The sequence below is a fragment of the Rhodohalobacter sp. 8-1 genome (assembly GCF_038150125.1).
GTDB lineage: Bacteria > Bacteroidota > Rhodothermia > Balneolales > Balneolaceae > SW132.
In genome coordinates this window covers 85,653-103,130 of the sequence record NZ_JBBVMF010000017.1, presented here as the reverse complement: position 1 = coordinate 103,130, position 17,478 = coordinate 85,653, and the positions used below count along the sequence as shown (strand labels likewise).

15 protein-coding genes are annotated in these 17,478 nt (G+C 46.1%); 12 read left to right on the top strand and 3 right to left on the bottom strand.

Annotated features, from left to right (window positions below):
- Positions 1-197: 197 nt before the first annotated feature.
- Together AABW11_RS15425 and AABW11_RS15420 are read right to left on the bottom strand one after the other, a co-directional pair.
- Positions 198-1,250 carry a hypothetical protein gene (locus AABW11_RS15425; RefSeq protein WP_340106025.1) on the bottom strand — a complete coding sequence of 351 codons (1,053 nt, stop codon included), beginning with the start codon at positions 1,248-1,250 and terminating at the stop codon, positions 198-200.
- A 79-nt stretch (positions 1,251-1,329) separates the two neighbouring features.
- Positions 1,330-2,079, bottom strand: coding sequence for a hypothetical protein (locus AABW11_RS15420; RefSeq protein ID WP_340106024.1), 750 nt, complete (start codon positions 2,077-2,079; stop codon positions 1,330-1,332).
- Positions 2,080-2,758: 679 nt separating this feature from the next.
- On the opposite strand from AABW11_RS15420, the gene AABW11_RS15415 reads away from it, so the two are divergent.
- The 3 genes from AABW11_RS15415 to AABW11_RS15405 all read left to right on the top strand — a co-directional run bounded on the left by AABW11_RS15415 (position 2,759) and on the right by AABW11_RS15405 (position 4,951).
- Positions 2,759-4,159: a tyrosine phenol-lyase gene (locus AABW11_RS15415; protein ID WP_340106023.1), complete on the top strand. Its 1,401-nt coding sequence runs from the start codon at positions 2,759-2,761 to the stop codon at positions 4,157-4,159.
- A 152-nt stretch (positions 4,160-4,311) separates the two neighbouring features.
- Positions 4,312-4,560 (top strand): ribbon-helix-helix protein, CopG family, encoded by a 249-nt coding sequence (locus tag AABW11_RS15410; protein WP_340106022.1) that lies wholly within the window; start codon positions 4,312-4,314, stop codon positions 4,558-4,560.
- Entirely contained in the window at positions 4,541-4,951 is a 411-nt protein-coding gene (locus tag AABW11_RS15405) for a type II toxin-antitoxin system VapC family toxin (RefSeq protein WP_340106021.1), read from the top strand. Before AABW11_RS15410 ends, AABW11_RS15405 begins: the two co-directional genes overlap by 20 nt.
- A gap of 214 nt (positions 4,952-5,165) precedes the next feature.
- Here the strand turns inward: AABW11_RS15405 and AABW11_RS15400 are convergent, their stop codons facing one another.
- Positions 5,166-7,052 carry a glycoside hydrolase family 13 protein gene (locus AABW11_RS15400; protein ID WP_340106020.1) on the bottom strand — a complete coding sequence of 629 codons (1,887 nt, stop codon included), beginning with the start codon at positions 7,050-7,052 and terminating at the stop codon, positions 5,166-5,168.
- A gap of 469 nt (positions 7,053-7,521) precedes the next feature.
- Between AABW11_RS15400 and hisG the strand changes: the two genes are divergently transcribed.
- The 9 genes from hisG to AABW11_RS15355 all read left to right on the top strand — a co-directional run bounded on the left by hisG (position 7,522) and on the right by AABW11_RS15355 (position 17,338).
- Complete coding sequence (gene hisG, locus AABW11_RS15395; RefSeq protein ID WP_340106019.1) at positions 7,522-8,403, top strand: ATP phosphoribosyltransferase; 882 nt, start codon at positions 7,522-7,524, stop codon at positions 8,401-8,403.
- Between the two features lie 173 nt (positions 8,404-8,576).
- The gene (hisD, locus tag AABW11_RS15390; protein WP_340106018.1) at positions 8,577-9,872 is read left to right on the top strand and encodes a histidinol dehydrogenase; all 1,296 of its coding nucleotides are present in this window, start codon (positions 8,577-8,579) and stop codon (positions 9,870-9,872) included.
- Between the two features lie 239 nt (positions 9,873-10,111).
- Positions 10,112-11,167 carry a histidinol-phosphate transaminase gene (hisC, locus tag AABW11_RS15385; RefSeq protein WP_340106017.1) on the top strand — a complete coding sequence of 352 codons (1,056 nt, stop codon included), beginning with the start codon at positions 10,112-10,114 and terminating at the stop codon, positions 11,165-11,167.
- A gap of 113 nt (positions 11,168-11,280) precedes the next feature.
- The gene (gene hisB / locus AABW11_RS15380) at positions 11,281-12,168 is read left to right on the top strand and encodes an imidazoleglycerol-phosphate dehydratase HisB (protein ID WP_340106016.1); all 888 of its coding nucleotides are present in this window, start codon (positions 11,281-11,283) and stop codon (positions 12,166-12,168) included.
- A gap of 205 nt (positions 12,169-12,373) precedes the next feature.
- Positions 12,374-12,976, top strand: coding sequence for an imidazole glycerol phosphate synthase subunit HisH (gene hisH / locus AABW11_RS15375; RefSeq protein ID WP_340106015.1), 603 nt, complete (start codon positions 12,374-12,376; stop codon positions 12,974-12,976).
- 160 nt (positions 12,977-13,136) lie between these two features.
- Positions 13,137-13,862, top strand: coding sequence for a 1-(5-phosphoribosyl)-5-[(5-phosphoribosylamino)methylideneamino]imidazole-4-carboxamide isomerase (hisA, locus tag AABW11_RS15370; RefSeq protein WP_340106014.1), 726 nt, complete (start codon positions 13,137-13,139; stop codon positions 13,860-13,862).
- 335 nt (positions 13,863-14,197) lie between these two features.
- Entirely contained in the window at positions 14,198-14,419 is a 222-nt protein-coding gene (locus AABW11_RS15365) for a hypothetical protein (RefSeq protein ID WP_340106013.1), read from the top strand.
- The gene (locus tag AABW11_RS15360; RefSeq protein ID WP_340106012.1) at positions 14,419-15,885 is read left to right on the top strand and encodes a sodium:solute symporter family protein; all 1,467 of its coding nucleotides are present in this window, start codon (positions 14,419-14,421) and stop codon (positions 15,883-15,885) included. The genes AABW11_RS15365 and AABW11_RS15360 overlap by 1 nt, the downstream gene beginning before the upstream one ends.
- Positions 15,886-16,078: 193 nt before the next feature.
- The gene (locus AABW11_RS15355; protein WP_340106011.1) at positions 16,079-17,338 is read left to right on the top strand and encodes a YncE family protein; all 1,260 of its coding nucleotides are present in this window, start codon (positions 16,079-16,081) and stop codon (positions 17,336-17,338) included.
- Positions 17,339-17,478 lie beyond the last annotated feature (140 nt).

Genomic DNA, 17,478 nt, shown 5'->3' with positions numbered 1-17,478 from the left:
AACAGATTATTGAAATACTAGATCACGGTCACTCTATTAATGGTACCATCCTCAGATACAGTCAAGCTGTTACCGTTGCCGGCCTGATCAACATCACAAGAGTTACTCTGTGCGAATAACGGCCCGCCTGATAAAAACAGAACAATAAAAAACCCGACACTTTATAATGATGCCGGGCTTTACAGAATGCGTTTCTCTTAATTCTGTGTAATTGAAGCTGAGTTACCGTTCCCAATACTACTGATTGTTGCAGTGTGATTATCACCGCTCTGATCAACAAAAGCCGAGTTGTTGTCACCAGTTTGAGTGAGTTCAAGAGAGTTGCCATCACCAATCTGAAAGATTCCCATGTTTGTAAACCCGGCTGTTCCGGCTGTGTTACCATTACCAGTCTGTGCAATCGTCATCTCGCTGCCAACACCTCTTTGGTCTGCATTAATCTGGTTATTATCGCCAGTTTGAGTAAACGATGCATCACTGCTTCCAGCGGATTGTCGTATCCATGAGTAATTATCGGAGCCATTTTGTTTTGAGGTGGCACTATGATAACCGTTTTGTTTTATCAAGGAGTAGTTCCCTGTTCCAGTCTGCTCTTGGTAGCCGTCGCTGGATCCCCACGGACTATCAGCGATGGCTCTGTTACCTTCCCCATCCTGAATCTGTGTGTGATCAGCTCCACCTCTGCCGTATTGCTCGATCGTGGCTTGGTTATCAGAACCATTCTGTGTGACGCTGGCATACTGCCCGTCACTTGCCATGGTTTCGCTGCCTTGTTCGATTGATACATTATTACCAAAACCATCTGAATCGACCATTACTTCGTTGTTATCTCCGATCTGGCCCACATCAACTCTTGAGGAGTACGTGCCAAACTCAAACCGGTAATTTCTCTGATAAATATCCGCGCTGTTTCCCGCCCCCTCCTGGGATACATCAGCAAGCGTACTTGTGTTATCCTGTGTGAGGTTTACTTCATTTCCTGATCCTACCTGATCGATTTGGGCTTCATGCCACTGACCATACTGCTGGGTTACATCGGCATCATTTCCGCTGCCTTGTTGATCGATATCGATCAGCATTTTATCGTTGCCGAGGGTTTGCAGAGCGACAGCTGTATTGCTGCTACCGGCCTGATTGATAATGATTTCAGAATCATCTACCTCCTGTGTTGCCGTTGCCTCATTGCTTTGTGCGAATGCAGATACTACTGAAAAAAGCAGTGCGATTGATAGTGTTGTTAATTTCTTCATAACTGTAAATTTTCTAAATGAATTTGGATTTCATTAGTAAACCGGCACCTTTATTTGTGCCGGCCTCTTCTTGAATTAGTTAGTTACTTTGCGTGATTACAGCACTGTTGCCATTACCCGTAGCTGTAACAGTAGCTGTTTGAGCTGATCCCATTTGAGAAATGTCGTAGAAGTTTTCGTCACCCATGAGGGTAACAGTAGCCGTGTGATCCATTCCATCCTGGTAAATGTAGCTTGAGCCAGTGCCACCAAACTCGTTGTTTTTGTCGCCCGTTACACTAACTGTTGCAGAGTTTCCAACACCATACTGCTGTGCATTTACGCGGTTGATGCTTCCGATCAGATCAACATCGATTGAGTTCCCAGTTCCATCTTGTAGTATTCTGGCAATATTACTGATACCACCATCCTGAAGTATAGACATGGAGTTATTATCACCAAACTGATCTACATAAGCCTGGTTAAACTCTGACAGCTGCGTAATATCCATGGTGTTACCTGAACCTTCCTGGGTAGCAAGTTTGCTGGCTGCAGGTGTATTCCATTGATCAGTGAATCCCTGTACGCTGTTCTTGTTGGTTTGGAAAATAGTAGCGCTGCTTGATCCAATCTGGCTCAGGCTCACAAATGAACTTGAAGCGTCGATTTGATCAATATCAGCCGTTGCTCCATCTTCCTGTGTAAGTGATGTATAATTCAGATCGCCAACCTGATCAATAGTAGCAGTGTTGTCATCTCCTATTTGTGAGAGAGTTGCTTCGTTGCTTTGCGCGAAAGCTGAAAAAGCAGTGAATAGAAGTGTTGTAATAATTAATAGTACTTTTTTCATCGTCTTGTCCTGTATGATTTTATTTTATATTTAATACAGGAGAGAAAAGCGCTTTACTGCCAACGGTTATTTGTTAGCTCAGCATCATTGTGGTGGTCACCTCACGTCTGGGCGTGATTCCGCAGCGTTGCATTTGCGATTCCCGTCTCCGGTTGGATTGAAAAACTGTGTACATGTTTGTTCTGTTTTCAATCTGGAGCCAAGTAAATGAATCCCCGGATAAGGAAAAAATTAGTAAAGATTTATAGAATTAGGACCGCTGCCTTCTAATATTCCATAAGTCATTGATTTAAAACAATATATGCGATTAATTTTTTCTTAAAGTATGACTTGGACAGCACTTCATTATAAATATTTAAGGGATTTGTAATGACTCAAACTTGAAATTCAATCCTGTGCTGTACCTATAATCTTTTGTTTGAGATAATTTTTAAAGAAATCAAAATCTGGTCTACTGCTATTTTCAATCAGGGAAAATCTTTGGGCAAGCTGGCAAATGGGTTCGGCACTCAGAAGTCACATTTTCTCACCTCGAAGGTGCGGGACTGTCGCTCCGCTCTATCTTTTCACTTCTGCCTTCTCACTTTTGAACAAACAAACGCCTTTATCATAAAAGCGCTTTTCTGTATCATAAAATAGATTCGAAATCTGTTGATCAACTAATCAAACGGAAGAACTTGTGGCTGAACATCAAAAATCATCTGACAGAAAACGATCCTGGGCGGAACCCTATAAAATTAAAATGGTGGAGCCGGTTCGGATTACCACCCGGGAAGAAAGGGAGACAGCTCTTAGTGAGGCCGGGTATAATACCTTTTTACTAAAATCGAATGACGTTTATATCGATCTGCTCACCGACAGCGGTACATCAGCCATGAGCGACCGTCAGTGGGCCGGCATGATGATGGGCGATGAAGCATACGCAGGCAGCCGGAATTTCTATCATCTCGAAGATGCGGTTCGCAAGTATTACGGCTATAAACATCTCGTGCCAACACACCAGGGCCGTGCTGCCGAACATATGATCTCGCAAATTCTCATCTCACAGGGCGACATCATCCCGGGCAATATGTATTTCACAACTACAAAGCTTCACCAGGAACTTGCTGGCGGCACGTTTGTGGATATCATTATTGATGAAGCCCACGATCCGGCAGACCTCCACTCTTTCAAGGGCAATGTGGACCTGGATAAACTGGAAGATCTGATCACAGAACATGGTCCAGATAAGATTCCGTATGTCTCCATCGCCACGACGGTGAATATGGCGGGCGGTCAGCCGATATCGCTGAAAAATCTAAAAGAACTGAGAAAATTGTGCGACCACCATAACATCATGATTGTGCATGATATGACCCGGGTAGCCGAGAACGCCTACATGATTCAAAAAAATGAAAAAGAGTATTCAGATTGGTCTGTGAGTGATATTGTCGTCGAGATTTGTAACCAAACCGATGCCGCCACCATGAGCGCAAAGAAAGATGCGCTGGTTAATATCGGCGGATTCCTTGCGGTGAATGATGACGAGATTTTTGACAAGGCCCGAAACATGGTGGTGGTCTACGAAGGCCTGCACACGTATGGCGGAATGGCCGGGCGCGATATGGAAGCCCTGGCGATTGGCATCACCGAATCAGTGGATTATGACCACATCAGGGCGAGGGTGGGCCAGGTTCAGTATCTCGGGGAAAAGCTTATTGATGCAGGCATCCCGGTTGTTAAACCCATCGGAACGCATGGCGTTTTTCTGGATGCCAAAGCCTTTCTACCCCATTTGAACCAAGATCAGCTTCCTGCACAATCCCTTGCTGGAGCCATCTACCTCGATTCCGGCGTCCGGGCAATGGAGCGCGGTGTGGTATCAGCCGGACGAAATCCCGAGACAGGCGAACACAACTACCCTAAACTGGAGCTGGTTCGCCTGACCATCCCTCGGCGTGTCTACACGCAGGCGCATATGGATGTGGTTGCTGAATCCATTGAAGCGGTTTATGCGAACCGTGAACAGATCACAGGACTGAAATTTGTCTATGAACCGGAGTACCTGCGTTTTTTCCAATCGCGGTTTGAGCGGTTGTGAGTTTTTTACTGTTAGCATATCATACAGGATGAGATTTTTAACAGTACACTTAACCCATTCGATTTTAGACTTTTCTTTACATAAGTAAGGCAATTGCAAATCATAGAATAATGTAATACTTTATGTATTACATTTAATAAATCATTAAAACCATGAAATCTGTTCGACTGCCAAAAGAACTCGAAGAGCAGCTGGAGGCTCTCTCATCAAAAACGGATAAGTCTCACTCGGTCATAATCAGAGAGGCATTGGTAGAGTATATCGCGAAAGAAAAAAGCCACAGCAAGCCATTCGAAACCGGGAAAGAGTTATTTGGAAAACATGGCAGCGGTGATAGAGACCGTTCTATAACTTATAAATCCAAAATAAAAAAGAAAGTCCGTGATAAGCAGTCTGATTGATGCCGGCCCCATTATTGCACTATTCGATAACAGCGATCAATACCATGGAAAAGTATTTGATTTCATGAGAACCTTCGAAGGCAAACTCATTTCAACATGGCCGGTACTCACAGAGGTTTGTTACATGCTGGATTTCAACAAGGAAACACAACTCGATTTTCTTGACTGGGTGATAATGGGTGGCATTGACGTCCACAATATCGAGCAGTGGCAGCTCAGCAGCCTTCGGGATACACTGAAAACCTACGCAGATTTACCGGCTGATTTCGCAGATGCGACGCTTCTGGAAACTGCCGAATCTAAAGGCCTATCATCCATTATCACACTCGATAAAGACTTTTCGATTTACAAATTGAAGAACGGACACTACCTAACGAATTTGATTGGATAAAAGACTGAATTAGAAATCCATGCCGTTCACGATCCAATTCGGACACACCCCTCGCAGTCGCGTGCAAGAGATGAGCCCTCTCAGAGAGGGGATTTTCATTTCTCTAATTCATCACCAAATCTTTTACTCCCCCTTTGATCTCAAAATGATCCTATAGATAAAAAGGACCTATACAAACCACGGAGCAAAACCAGAATGATGGAGATCAGATGGGTCACTCCAACTCTATCACCATTGTCTCATACCCATCAATAGCCAGCGTTTCGCCGAGATCAACAGTTTCACCGCTGATCACGTCAACCCCACTTTGGGAGTCCTGAATCATTTCAGAAAACCGGGATAGATACAGCACATCCGATTCTTCATTTGCGTTGAGAATCACCATCACTCGTTTCTCATCGTTATGCCGAAAATAAACATACACATTGTTTTGAGGGATGAAGTGGGTTAGTTCCCCGCTATGAATCACCTCGTTTTCCTGGCGCCAGTTGGCAAGCGTTGATACAAACTCATAAGCGTCAGTCACAGGAAATCCGGTTTCTTCTGCGAGCTCTTCTCTGCCCTCCTCTGTGAATGCGTCAATGGGATCTTCCTCCCACCCGCCCGGGAAATCTTTGCGTTTCAGTCCATCCGGACCACCGCCGGTCATCAGGATTTCATCTCCGTAGTAAAGTTGCGGAATGCCGCGGGTGGTCATTATAAATGTTTGCGCAATTCTGAATTTCCCGTAGCTCTCCCCCATCACCGTAAATATACGATCAAGATCGTGATTACCCGGAAAGATGACGTTCAGATTTGCATCAGGAAATAGAAAATCCTGGCTCAATGTAAAGTACAGCCGTGAAATCCCGGTATCCCAGCCTGGTTGCTCGTTCAGCCCTGCTGTAATTGACCCGTACAGTGGAAAATCGGTTACGCTGGGCAGGTAGCTTTCATACCCGTCCGGACTCGGAAACCCTGTCTGCCAGTAGGCTGTGGAGGGTGTATTGGGCATCCATGCCTCACCTACCATGTTGAAATCAGGAAACTCTTCAAGTACTCGCTTCGACCAGTCGGCCATGTACTCTTTGTAAGGATAAGGGTGTGTATCCATCCGAATGCCATCAATCCCGGAATATTCAATCCACCAAAGTGTGTTTTGGATGAGGTAATTCGCCACCAGTTCATTCCGTTGATCCAAATCCGGCATATCGACTACAAACCATCCCTGAACCGTGGCATCAGCATCGTGCTCTGAAGCATATGGATCCATCACAGTTGATGTTCTGTAATTTGTAGTTCCCACCTCATCCAGATCATGCACCCAGTCATCAGTCGGCTGATCTTTCACAAACCAATGCTCAATACCCACGTGATTATGAATCATATCCATGATGACCTTCATACCCCGGTCGTGAGCAGCATCTATCAGCTCCAGGTATTTCTCGTTTGATCCAAACCTCCGATCGACGCGATACATATCAGTAGCCGCATAACCATGATAGGCGCCATATTCCGGCGGCATATCGTTCTCGATGATCGGCGTAAACCAGACAGCCGTCATACCAAGATTGTCCAGATAGTCGAGATTATCGATCACCCCTTGAATATCGCCGCCGTGACGGGCACCGGGATCATCACGATTGACGCCTTCGAGCATGCCCTCAATCTCGTCATTAGCGGGATTACCATTGGCAAACCGGTCAGGCATCAGCAGGTAGATCAGGTCGGAGGAATCAAAGCCCTGGTTCCGATTTGAATCATTGTGTCGTTCCCTGATTTCATAATCAATCGTTTGTGAATGGTTACCTCGCCGAAAAGTTATCTCAACGGTTCCCGGCTGCGTATCATCTTCGATGCGCAGTGTTACAAACTGGTAGTTGGGATTCTCCACCAGCGTGGTTTTTTCGATCGTCACACCAGGGTAATCCACCGAAGCCCTGGCCGACTGGATCTCATTGCCATAAACTAAAAGCTGGACTTCGGGCTCCTGGAATCCAACCCACCAGTTTCCGGGTTCAATGCGATCGATTTGGATGGGCTGCGACAGAAGTGACCCCGGGATCAGAATGAATAGAATAATAATAGTTGTAAGTGCGGAAAGGCTTTTTTTCACAGTCATAATATTGTATTTAGAATTGGGTCAGATGGAAGAACAATAACGGATTTCTGAATTTCAATACTCGAAGAAACTAATCAAAATGTAAGCGCTTACTTTTTAAAATAAAAACATTCTCTCTTTATAGCTGCCAAAAAACGATAATTGCAGAAAGTATTGTGAGTTTTACTATAGACCAACACTTCCGTTCCTCATCTTGAGACTGAAGCTCATCAACACCATGCCGAGAATCAGCTTCACCTCAGGAATGAATTACTCCTTCCACAACGTTGGCTTTACACTTTGTAAATCCATAACTTTGACACGTGATAAAAATCGATCTACATATCTCTTCCCACAATCATTGCCATCGGGGCATTCATGAGCATCTTGTGCACTAAATCCACACCAATTGCACTTTGCTGTTTCACTCAGTTTTTCACCTGCACCCCGCTACCTTACAACCTAAATTTTTTTACTCTCTGATTTTTCTATGAGAACACTTGATTCATCTACTTCACTGCGTATTGCCATCCAAAAAAGCGGTCGCTTGACCGATAAAACAATTTCTCTGCTTGAAGGCATTGGGCTTAAGTTCGACGACTACAAACGCAGCCTGCTCGTTAAATGCCGAAATTTTGACGTGGAGCTATTGTTGATCCGCGACGACGACATTCCCGAATATGTTCAGGATGGTGTTTGCGATCTCGGATTTGTAGGAGCCAACACTGTTGCTGAAGACCAGGCGAATGTGACCATTCTGCGAGGACTTGATTATGGTGTTTGCCGTCTCGCCCTGGCGGCACCTAAAAACGGCTCCATCAAAACAACAGAAGATTTTACCGGAAAGAAAATTGCCACAAGCTACCCTGTTCTCACTCGTAACTATTTTGAAACAAAAGGTATTAAGAACGTATCTATTGTAACGCTGTCAGGATCAGTGGAAATTGCACCGCGCCTGCAAATAGCTGACGCAATCTCTGACCTGGTATCAACCGGGGGAACGCTAAAAGCTAACGGCTTGGTGGAACTCGACAAGATTTTTGATTCCGAAACCCAGCTTGTTCAAACCAATAAGCCTCTCTCAGAAGGTAAACAGGCTCTGATTGACAAAATGCTTCAGCGAATTGAAGGACATAAAACAGCTGCTGAAAGTCGTTATATCATGATGAATGCGCCGGAAACAGCAGTCCCAAAAATTAAAGATATGTTGCCATCCATGAAAAGCCCAACGGTAATGCCACTGGCCGATAATGGAATGGTTGCCGTTCATACCGTGATTCCAATCGACACTTTTTGGGAAGTCATGGAAAAACTAAAAGCAGCCGGTGCCACCGACATTGTGATGCTGCCCATTGAATCGATGATCGTCTGATAGATATGAGATATGAGATATGAGAATTCAAGGACCTTGCAGAGTGCCTGTCTTTTCAGGCTCCCTGGAGCATTTGCTACGTAATTTAATTCGAAACTTGAGATATGAGTCTTGAGTCGTGAGATATGAGATTCTCACGACTCAAGACTCAGGACTCACGACTATATTACCCCATGAAAACATACAATTATAAAGATCTTACACCGAAGAAAATAAGCGTCCTGACGAGGCGGCCAAAAATGGATTTTGCGTCCGTATTCGGAACCGTCCAGCCGATTCTGGATGATGTGGAATCGAACGGCGATGCGGCCATTCAAAAATACACTCAGAAATTCGACGGTGTGACCCCCGATTCAGTCACGGTTGATCCGAATGCTCTGTCAGTAAACCTCAATCCTGTTGTTCAAAAGGCCATCGATACGGCGATGGAAAATATCTACCGATTCCATCGAGAGCAGTTTTCGATGGAGCTCGAAGTAGAAACTATGAGCGGTGTAGTGTGCAGCCGGGTGGCAAAGCCGATTGAGCGCGTGGGCCTTTATATTCCGGGCGGTACGGCACCCCTGCCTTCCACTACAATGATGCTGGGCGTTCCGGCAATGGTTGCAGGGTGTAAAACAATCGTCATCGCCACACCTCCGGACGTGAACGGCGATGTGCCTGAATCGATTCTCTATATTGCTCAGAAAATTGGTGCACAAACAATTGTAAAAGCCGGCGGTGCCCAGGCAATTGCGGGCATGGCATACGGAACGGAATCCATCCCAAAAGTAGATAAGATATTTGGTCCGGGTAACCAGTATGTAACGGCCGCAAAAATGATCCTGCAAAACAGTGAGGCGATGGTATCCATCGATATGCCGGCTGGCCCGTCAGAAGTCCTCATCATCGCTGATGAAACAGCTGACCCGGACTTTGTTGCCGCCGATCTTTTATCGCAAGCTGAACACGGGTCTGACAGCCAGGTGGTCCTGGTGGTGACTGAAAACGCGGATCTGGACGCCATCAACAAGGCAACCACAGAACAGCTCGACGAACTTCCCCGAAAATCGTACGCTGCAGGTGCTCTTAAAAACAGCTTTACAGTAGTGGTGGAATCCACGGAACAGGCGATGGATTTTTCAAATCGCTATGCACCGGAGCATCTAATTATTAATACAAAAGATGCAGAACAACTGTCTGATTCGGTGGATAATGCCGGCTCGGTTTTTATCGGACAGTGGACGCCCGAAAGCATGGGCGATTATGCCTCAGGCACCAATCACACGCTTCCGACGTACGGCTACGCACGGATGTATAGTGGCGTATCGCTTCACAGTTTCCAGAAATTTATAACCATGCAAACGATTAACGAGATCGGTTTGAGATCACTTGGCCCCACGGTTGAAACACTCGCAAATGTTGAAGGCTTGCATGCCCATAAGAATGCTGTGAGCCTGAGGCTGGCGAAGTTGAGGCGTGAGAAGTGAAATGAGATGATTGATGACAGATGATGGATAATAGAATCCCCTCTTGAGAGGGGAAAAGTGAAGCGGAAAAGGCGTAGCCGGATGACGCAATCGAGGGGTGTGTTTCACGACCTGATCAATGCATAGATCCAACACACCCCTGACGATTTCGCTGAACGCTGCATCGCCTGTCCCCTCCCAAGAGGGGATAAAAAAACCTAACACGATAACTACCAATCGTTAGAAAATACAGTATCCCAATGCCTACAACCAATATCCACTCCCTGGTCCGCGAAAATATCCGTAATCTAACCCCCTACCGCAGCGCGCGGGATGACTTTGACTCAGGTATTCTGCTTGATGCCAATGAAAATAGTTTTGGGTCCACGGTCAGGAATCAGCTGGATCTGCATCGATATCCTGATCCGACGCAGGATGAGCTTCGTGAGGTCATAGCCGGCTACCGCGGCGTGGATGTGGACAACCTGTTTCTCGGAGTAGGAAGTGATGAGCCGATTGACCTGCTGATGAGGATTTTTTGTGAGCCGGGTCAGGATTCGATTATCATCACCCCACCTACCTATGGTATGTACAAAGTGTCGGCAAATATTAATAATGTAGGTGTGAAAGAGGTACTTCTGAGCGAAAGATTTCAGCTGCAGCCTGATAAAATCAAAGAAGCAGCGGATGATACAACGAAGCTCCTGTTTCTCTGTTCACCGAACAACCCAACGGCTAACGATATGAAGCGGACCGACCTGCTGAAACTCTGCACGAGCTTTCCGGGGATTGTGGTTGTGGATGAAGCGTATATTGATTTTAGCAAGCAGGAATCGATGGCAGAAATGGTTCAGCAGTACCCCAACCTTGTGGTGTTGCAAACCTTCTCAAAAGCGTTTGGACTGGCCGGTATTCGCCTGGGTGTAGCAATCGCTAACCCGGAAATTATCAGCTTTATGATGCGGGTTAAAGCCCCATACAACATCAATAAGCTTACGGCCGATACGGCCCTAAAAGCCTTTGATAACCGGGAGCTGCTGAAGTTCAACATCAAAAAAATCCGTGAAGAACGGCAATACGTGGCCGAACAGCTTGAACACAGCGATGCCGTTGAAAAAGTGTATCCATCGAATGCGAACTTTCTGCTCTTTAAAATAAAGCGTGCGAAAGAGGTGTACGAAAACCTTGCAAAGCTTGGCGTTATTGTTCGTTATCGTGGAAACGAACCGCACTGCGAAAACTGTCTGCGGGTTACCATTGGCATGCCGGATGAGAATGTGAAATTTTTGCGGGCTTTGAAAGATGTGGTGGGGTGAAAAAGTGAGAAGGCAAAAGTGAAAAGCTGGAGCGGAGCGACAGTTCCGACCCTTCGGGATGAACGATTTATTCTCTTAAGCGGAGATCATTTTATATCAAAACTAAAAAGTTTATGAAAATTTACATCCACCCTACAGCACTCAACACAGGCAATGAAAACCTGTTGCCGGAGGGTTCCCTTTTTGGTATGAAATACCTCCAGGAAGCAGAGTATGATCTGAGTTTTGAAAAAGATTTGCTCACGGATCAGCAGCGTTCATTGATTGAGAATGAATCGATCAACAACAGTTCGTTTGATCAATCTGAGGCTGATGGCATCATAAAAAAAGATGAGTCTTATGTGTTTGAATCGTCCGGTGAAATCATTGAAACATCTGACAGCTGGACAAACCTGACACGCTCCATCCTGTTTCCCAGCCGGAAAGCGACGCTGAAGCGCGATACAAAGGAGACCAAAATATCGGTTTCCATCAACCTGGACGGCACAGGTGAAAGCAGCATCAGTACGGGCCTCAACTTTTTTGATCACATGCTGGATCAGATCGCACGTCATGGCCTGATCGACCTTAAGATCACTTGTAAAGGCGATCTGGAAGTAGATGAACATCACACTATCGAAGATACCGCGATTGCACTGGGTCAGGCGATACGTCAGGCAATTTCTGAAAACAAAGCCGGTATACAGCGCTATGGGTTTGTTTTACCGATGGATGAGGCACAGGCAACGGTGGCTATCGACCTTTCTGACCGACCATACCTGAAGTGGAATGTGGATCTGAATCGCGAATACGTAGGCGATTTTCCAACCGAGATGCTGGAGCACTTTTATTATACGCTGGCCATGAACGTAAAGGCAACCCTCCATGTTACAGCAACCGGAAAAAATGAGCATCATATCATCGAATCGATTTTTAAAGGCTTTGCAAAGGCTTTACGATTTGCAATTAGCCGTAATGAACGGATTCGGGGTATTTTACCAACCACTAAAGGAACCATCTGAGTAGTAGTGAAAAGGCAAAAGTGAGATGCGAAAACCCTATGCTGGAATGAATGCCTACACTTTTTTTTCGCTTTTGGGGACGATACTCATTTAGTTTTTAGAATAATTAATGAGTTAAAGTCTAAATTTTGAAAATAGCTTTTCACTTTTAGCTTTTTACTTCTCACTCTAATACTTACATATTCACTTACACAGGCAGTAATTAATGATAGGCATCATCAAATATCAGGCAGGAAATTTAGCGTCCGTTGCAAATGCATTAGAGCGGCTTGGGGCGGAGTACTTTATTTCCGACAACGAAGACGAGCTTGAAAAAGCCGATGGAATTATTTTTCCCGGTGTAGGCCATGCAGGCGCGGCCATGGATGATCTTCGGTCGCGCGATCTGGATATCTGGCTCAAGAACACGGATAAACCTGTTCTGGGGATCTGTCTGGGAATGCAGCTTCTCTATGAGTCTTCTGAAGAGGGTGACAGCAATATGCTGGGCCTGATTCCGGGCCGGCTAAAAAAGTTTGATTCTTCCCAGGCAAAAGTACCTCACATGGGCTGGAATCAATTTAGAGTTGAAAAGAAACATCCGCTAATTTCAGGGATCGACAACCAGAAATTTTTATATTACGTCCACGGTTATTACGCTCCGGCTAACGATTTCACCCTTGCCTCGTGTAACTATATCAACGATTTTGCAGCAGTTGTGGCGAAGGATAACTTTATGGGCGTACAGTTTCATCCGGAAAAATCGGGCCAGGTAGGATCACTGCTGCTTCAGAATTTTATTGAGATCGTGAAAAAAAATAAGAGCTAAAAGAAATAGTCCCATCTTTTTTTAGCACTTATTATCCCATACCGGTTACAAGAATATTCTTTTGTTAGCTGAAGGTTTTCAAATAATCACTGCATTCCCTCTCTTCAATATCATATATTTGTGTCATCGTAAATGATTTAAAATGACACACTCTAATTTTATGAGAATTATCCCCGCCATCGACCTTCTCGACGGACAGGCCGTTCGCCTGCAAAAAGGTGACTACGCCAAGAAAACCATTTACAACCACAACCCGTTCGAAGAGGCACGGAAGTTTAAAACCGCCAGGTTCGATCATATTCACGTGGTGGACCTGAATGGGGCGAAGAGCGGATCGTTTGAGAATCTGCCCATCATCAAAACAATCATTTCAGAGCTTGGCCTCTCCGTGCAAACCGGTGGCGGTGTGCGCTCACGAAAAGACATCGACCTTTTGCTTAATGCAGGCCTGTCGGGTGTGATCTGCTCTTCCATGGCCGTTAAAAAAACGGACGAGTGGATGAAAGCGATCGAAGATTATCCGGAGCAGATGATTCTCGGTCTCGATCTAAAAGATGGGAAAATGGCCTATGGCGGCTGGCTCAAAACAAGTGATGAACCCATCGAAGAATTCATCAACCCAATGATTGATGCAGGCCTGAAAACCGTCCTTAGTACGGACATCGCCCGCGATGGAATGCTGAGCGGCCCCAATGTGGAGATGTATGCCGATCTTCAAAAAAGATTTCCTCAGCTCAATTGGATTGCATCGGGCGGGGTGTCCAACCTACAGGACCTTGTGGAATTGCAGAATCACAACCTATACGGGGTGGTTGTCGGAAAAGCCTATTACGAAGGGAATATCAGGCTTGATGAGATGCGGGAGTTGAATCGGTCTGGGATGTAGTGATATTACTCCTCTCCGCGGAGGGAACAGATGAATCCGCGTGTAATGGATTCTTCAGGGGTGGGTCCCGTTCCAATATGCTATTCCCAGTCTCGGAACCCACCTCTGCCCCCTCGCTGGACGCTCTATCGCTGTCTCCTCCCTAGTAGAGTTTCACGATTTCCGAACTGTCTTCTACCCTCTATGCGCCGTGTCTTTCGGCGTGGGGAGGGGAGACCAAGAGGGGTGGTCTGGAGTTGGGATTGGAATGGAGTAGGTAAGCCAATCCCAACGTGCATTTCACACTCAAAAGCACTTTATTAACTCTGATAGAAAACTCATAAAAAAGTCAGACCTTGCGTCGATCCAGACTCCTTTTCATTGCCGTCATGCTGCTCACGGCCCTCGCCATTACCTGGCCGGGGCACGCACTGTTTTCTTCTGCCAAACCACTCATATTCGGCTTTCCGCTCTCATTTGCGTGGATTATTTTCTGGGTCATTATTGGATTTGCCGCCATGCTTGGGCTTTACCTTTCCGATTCCCATGATGATGACTTAAACGGGGAACCCAGCTGATGGAAACCGGCACCATTATCCTCATTGTCGTTGGCCTGTACCTCTTAATTTCATTGCTCACCGGTATCATTCCGTCTCTTCGTATTACCAAAAGCGTGGGCGGTTATGTGGCCGGCGATCGGAGCATGAACCTGTTTGTGCTCTACTTCGTGCTCGGTGCCTCCATTTTTTCCTCGTTCGCTTTTCTGGGCGGCCCTGGATGGGCCTACTCTCGCGGCGCAGCTGCATTTTACATTATCGCATATGGCGTGATAGGAATCGTCCCGCTCTACTTCTTTGGTCCGCGTGCATGGCGGCTCGGCAAAAAATATGGCTACGTCACACAGGCGGAACTCCTCGCCGATCGATTTGACAGCACATTCCTCTCCGTAATGCTCGCTATTCTCAGCGTTGTGGTCTTCATCCCCTATTTGACGCTCCAGATGGTGGGCGCCGGATACGTGCTGAATGTCATCAGTGAAGGACTCATCCCGTTCTGGGCCGGAGCCGGCGTCACATATCTCATCGTCCTTATCTATGTTTATTTCAGCGGCGTGATGGGAGTCGGCTGGTCGAATGCCTTCCAGGGGCTGTTTATGATGGTGATGGCCTGGGTTTTAGGAATTTACCTGCCAAATACGCTGTATGGGGGTATCGGGCCAATGTTTGAGGCCATTATGGAATCAGGCCGAACGGTCATGCTCGAAGCGCCCGGACTGGCCGCCGATGGCTCGCCCTGGAGCTGGTGGGAATATGGATCTGCAGTGCTCATCTCAGCTGTTGGTTTTTCCGTGTGGCCCCATTTTTTTATGCGGAGCTATGCTGCGAAAAATGTCAAAACAATGCGCCTGAGTGTAGTTCTCTATCCCACCTTTCTTCTTTTCCTTGTGCCTATTTTGCTGATTGGATTTTCCGCCGTCGTAGCCTTTCCGGGCGTGCAACCGGCCGACAGTATTCTGCCAACAATTTTAATGTCTCTTGATCTGCCTGCCGTCGTCATTGGTCTGTTTTGTGCCGGAGCACTAGCCGCTTCCATGTCGTCCGGCGATGCCATTCTACACTCCGCAGCTTCAATTGCAATACGAGATGGGGTAAGTCAGCTTACATCCCTCACTGATAAAACTGAACGTCTTCTTATTCAATTATCGGTGCTTGTGATTGGCTTGATTGCTTACCTGTTTGCCGTGGTTATCGATGTTTCAATCGTAGCATTACTACTGGGCTCCTATGGCGGCGTAGCACAAATCTTTCCTGTTATTTACGCCATGTTTTACTGGCGCCGGGCCACGAAAGCCGGAGCACTTGCGGGTCTGTTTGGCGGCATCGCAGTCAGCGTCCTCTTTTTGGTGATGCCCGAGTTGAAACCTCTGCCTATTCACGAAGGTGTTTACGGGCTGGCTGTGAATCTGATCCTGCTAATTGGTGTCAGTCTCGCCACAACTCCTGACGATCCTAAACGGGTAGAAAAGTTTACGTCTTCCGGCTGATTGTCAACCGCCATCCAACTTATAACTTATGCGTGTTTAAGCCCCGGTATAATCACTTCCATCTGTTTCTTAAAATTATCTCACTTTTGCCGATAACATAGTCACACAACGCGTTCTTTTCAGAAAGCTATTTTCTGAAGTACAGCTTAAAAACAGCGCACTGATCATTCTTTCACCAAATAATTACCCGGCTATGACCCAATATCCTTATTCATCTTTCCTGTTAAGTATTTTTCTTATCATACTTTTATTGTTTGCTGGATGCAGCGTTAATAATGATGGGTTCGATGATACCGGATATTCTATTGAAAATAATGAATCCCAGCTGCAGGTACGGCTCACCGAGACAGATCAAGAAATTACGATTCAATCTACGTCAGAACAGGCGGCAAAAAGAGTTGGCCCTCCCTCCTTCACACTTAACCTCATAGCCGAAATTGATGCGCCGGTTGTGAACGGAGTGATCACCCAGGCAACCATGGTTGATATTTTTGGAAACAGTGCCCGGGCTGCCGTCAGCTATAACGTGCAGGGTTCGGATTATATCGGGGCTATTGATGCCATTCAGGTCACCAGCAGCCCAAGAAATGCTATTCGCGTCCGATCCGGAATTCAGTTTACCAATGCAAAATCCAATGCTCTGTATATGGATGGAAACCAACTTTGGATAGCCCAGGCAACAAATGATCCATCGATTACACTCGATGGCACCAACTCAGTTGCCCGTAAATTTGGGGTGTCCGGTTTTAGCATTAACGACAACCCCGTTCATGTGAGTGTTCAAGGCTTTGCTGCCAATAGTATTCATAAGTCAGATGGAAGTATTTATATTACAAGCGGAAGCAACGCCGGACTTACCATTTTAAACCAAGATCTTACCGAGCAGATCGATTTTGTCCCTATTCCACATGCCCGCTGGGTTGATACAGACGATAGCCGGATTGTGGTGCTTTCAGGGAATCCCAATACCGGCAGCGGAACTCTGCATGTACTCGATAAAAGCGACCGGTCGGTACTTCATGAATATCCCTTCAGCGGAGCAGATACGCCCGAAGCCAAGAATACGGTCGAGATAAAAGGAGACTTGGCTGTCGTAGCAGCCGGTCAATCAGGTACCCATCTCATCGATTTGAACAATGGAGAGCTATTGGCAACAATTCCTGTTCCCGATGCAGATGCGCTGGAACTCAACCCAAATGCAGTAGAATCCAATGCTGCGTCGGCCGATGAGGAAATTATCTTTATTTCTAATGGTGAAGCCGGCGTTTATGTAGCCGAAGCAAGCAGAGATCTTAACCTATATTCCACCGGTGATCAATTGAGTGTTGAACTGCTTGGATATCTAAAATTTGATGATTTTCAATCTGCCAATCATGTTGCATACCGGAATAAAACACTTTTTGTTGCTGCAGGACTCGGAGGCGTAAAGGCCGTGAAACTTAGCGGAAAATAGATGTTATAAGGTGGATGGGTAATCGGCTTCATTAACTTCAACCTAAGCCACTTAGCCATGAACTGTCTAAAAAAAGCTGCAGGACCAAACGCCCCGGCTATCCAACATCGGTTAGCCATACGGGTATATTATAAAAATAC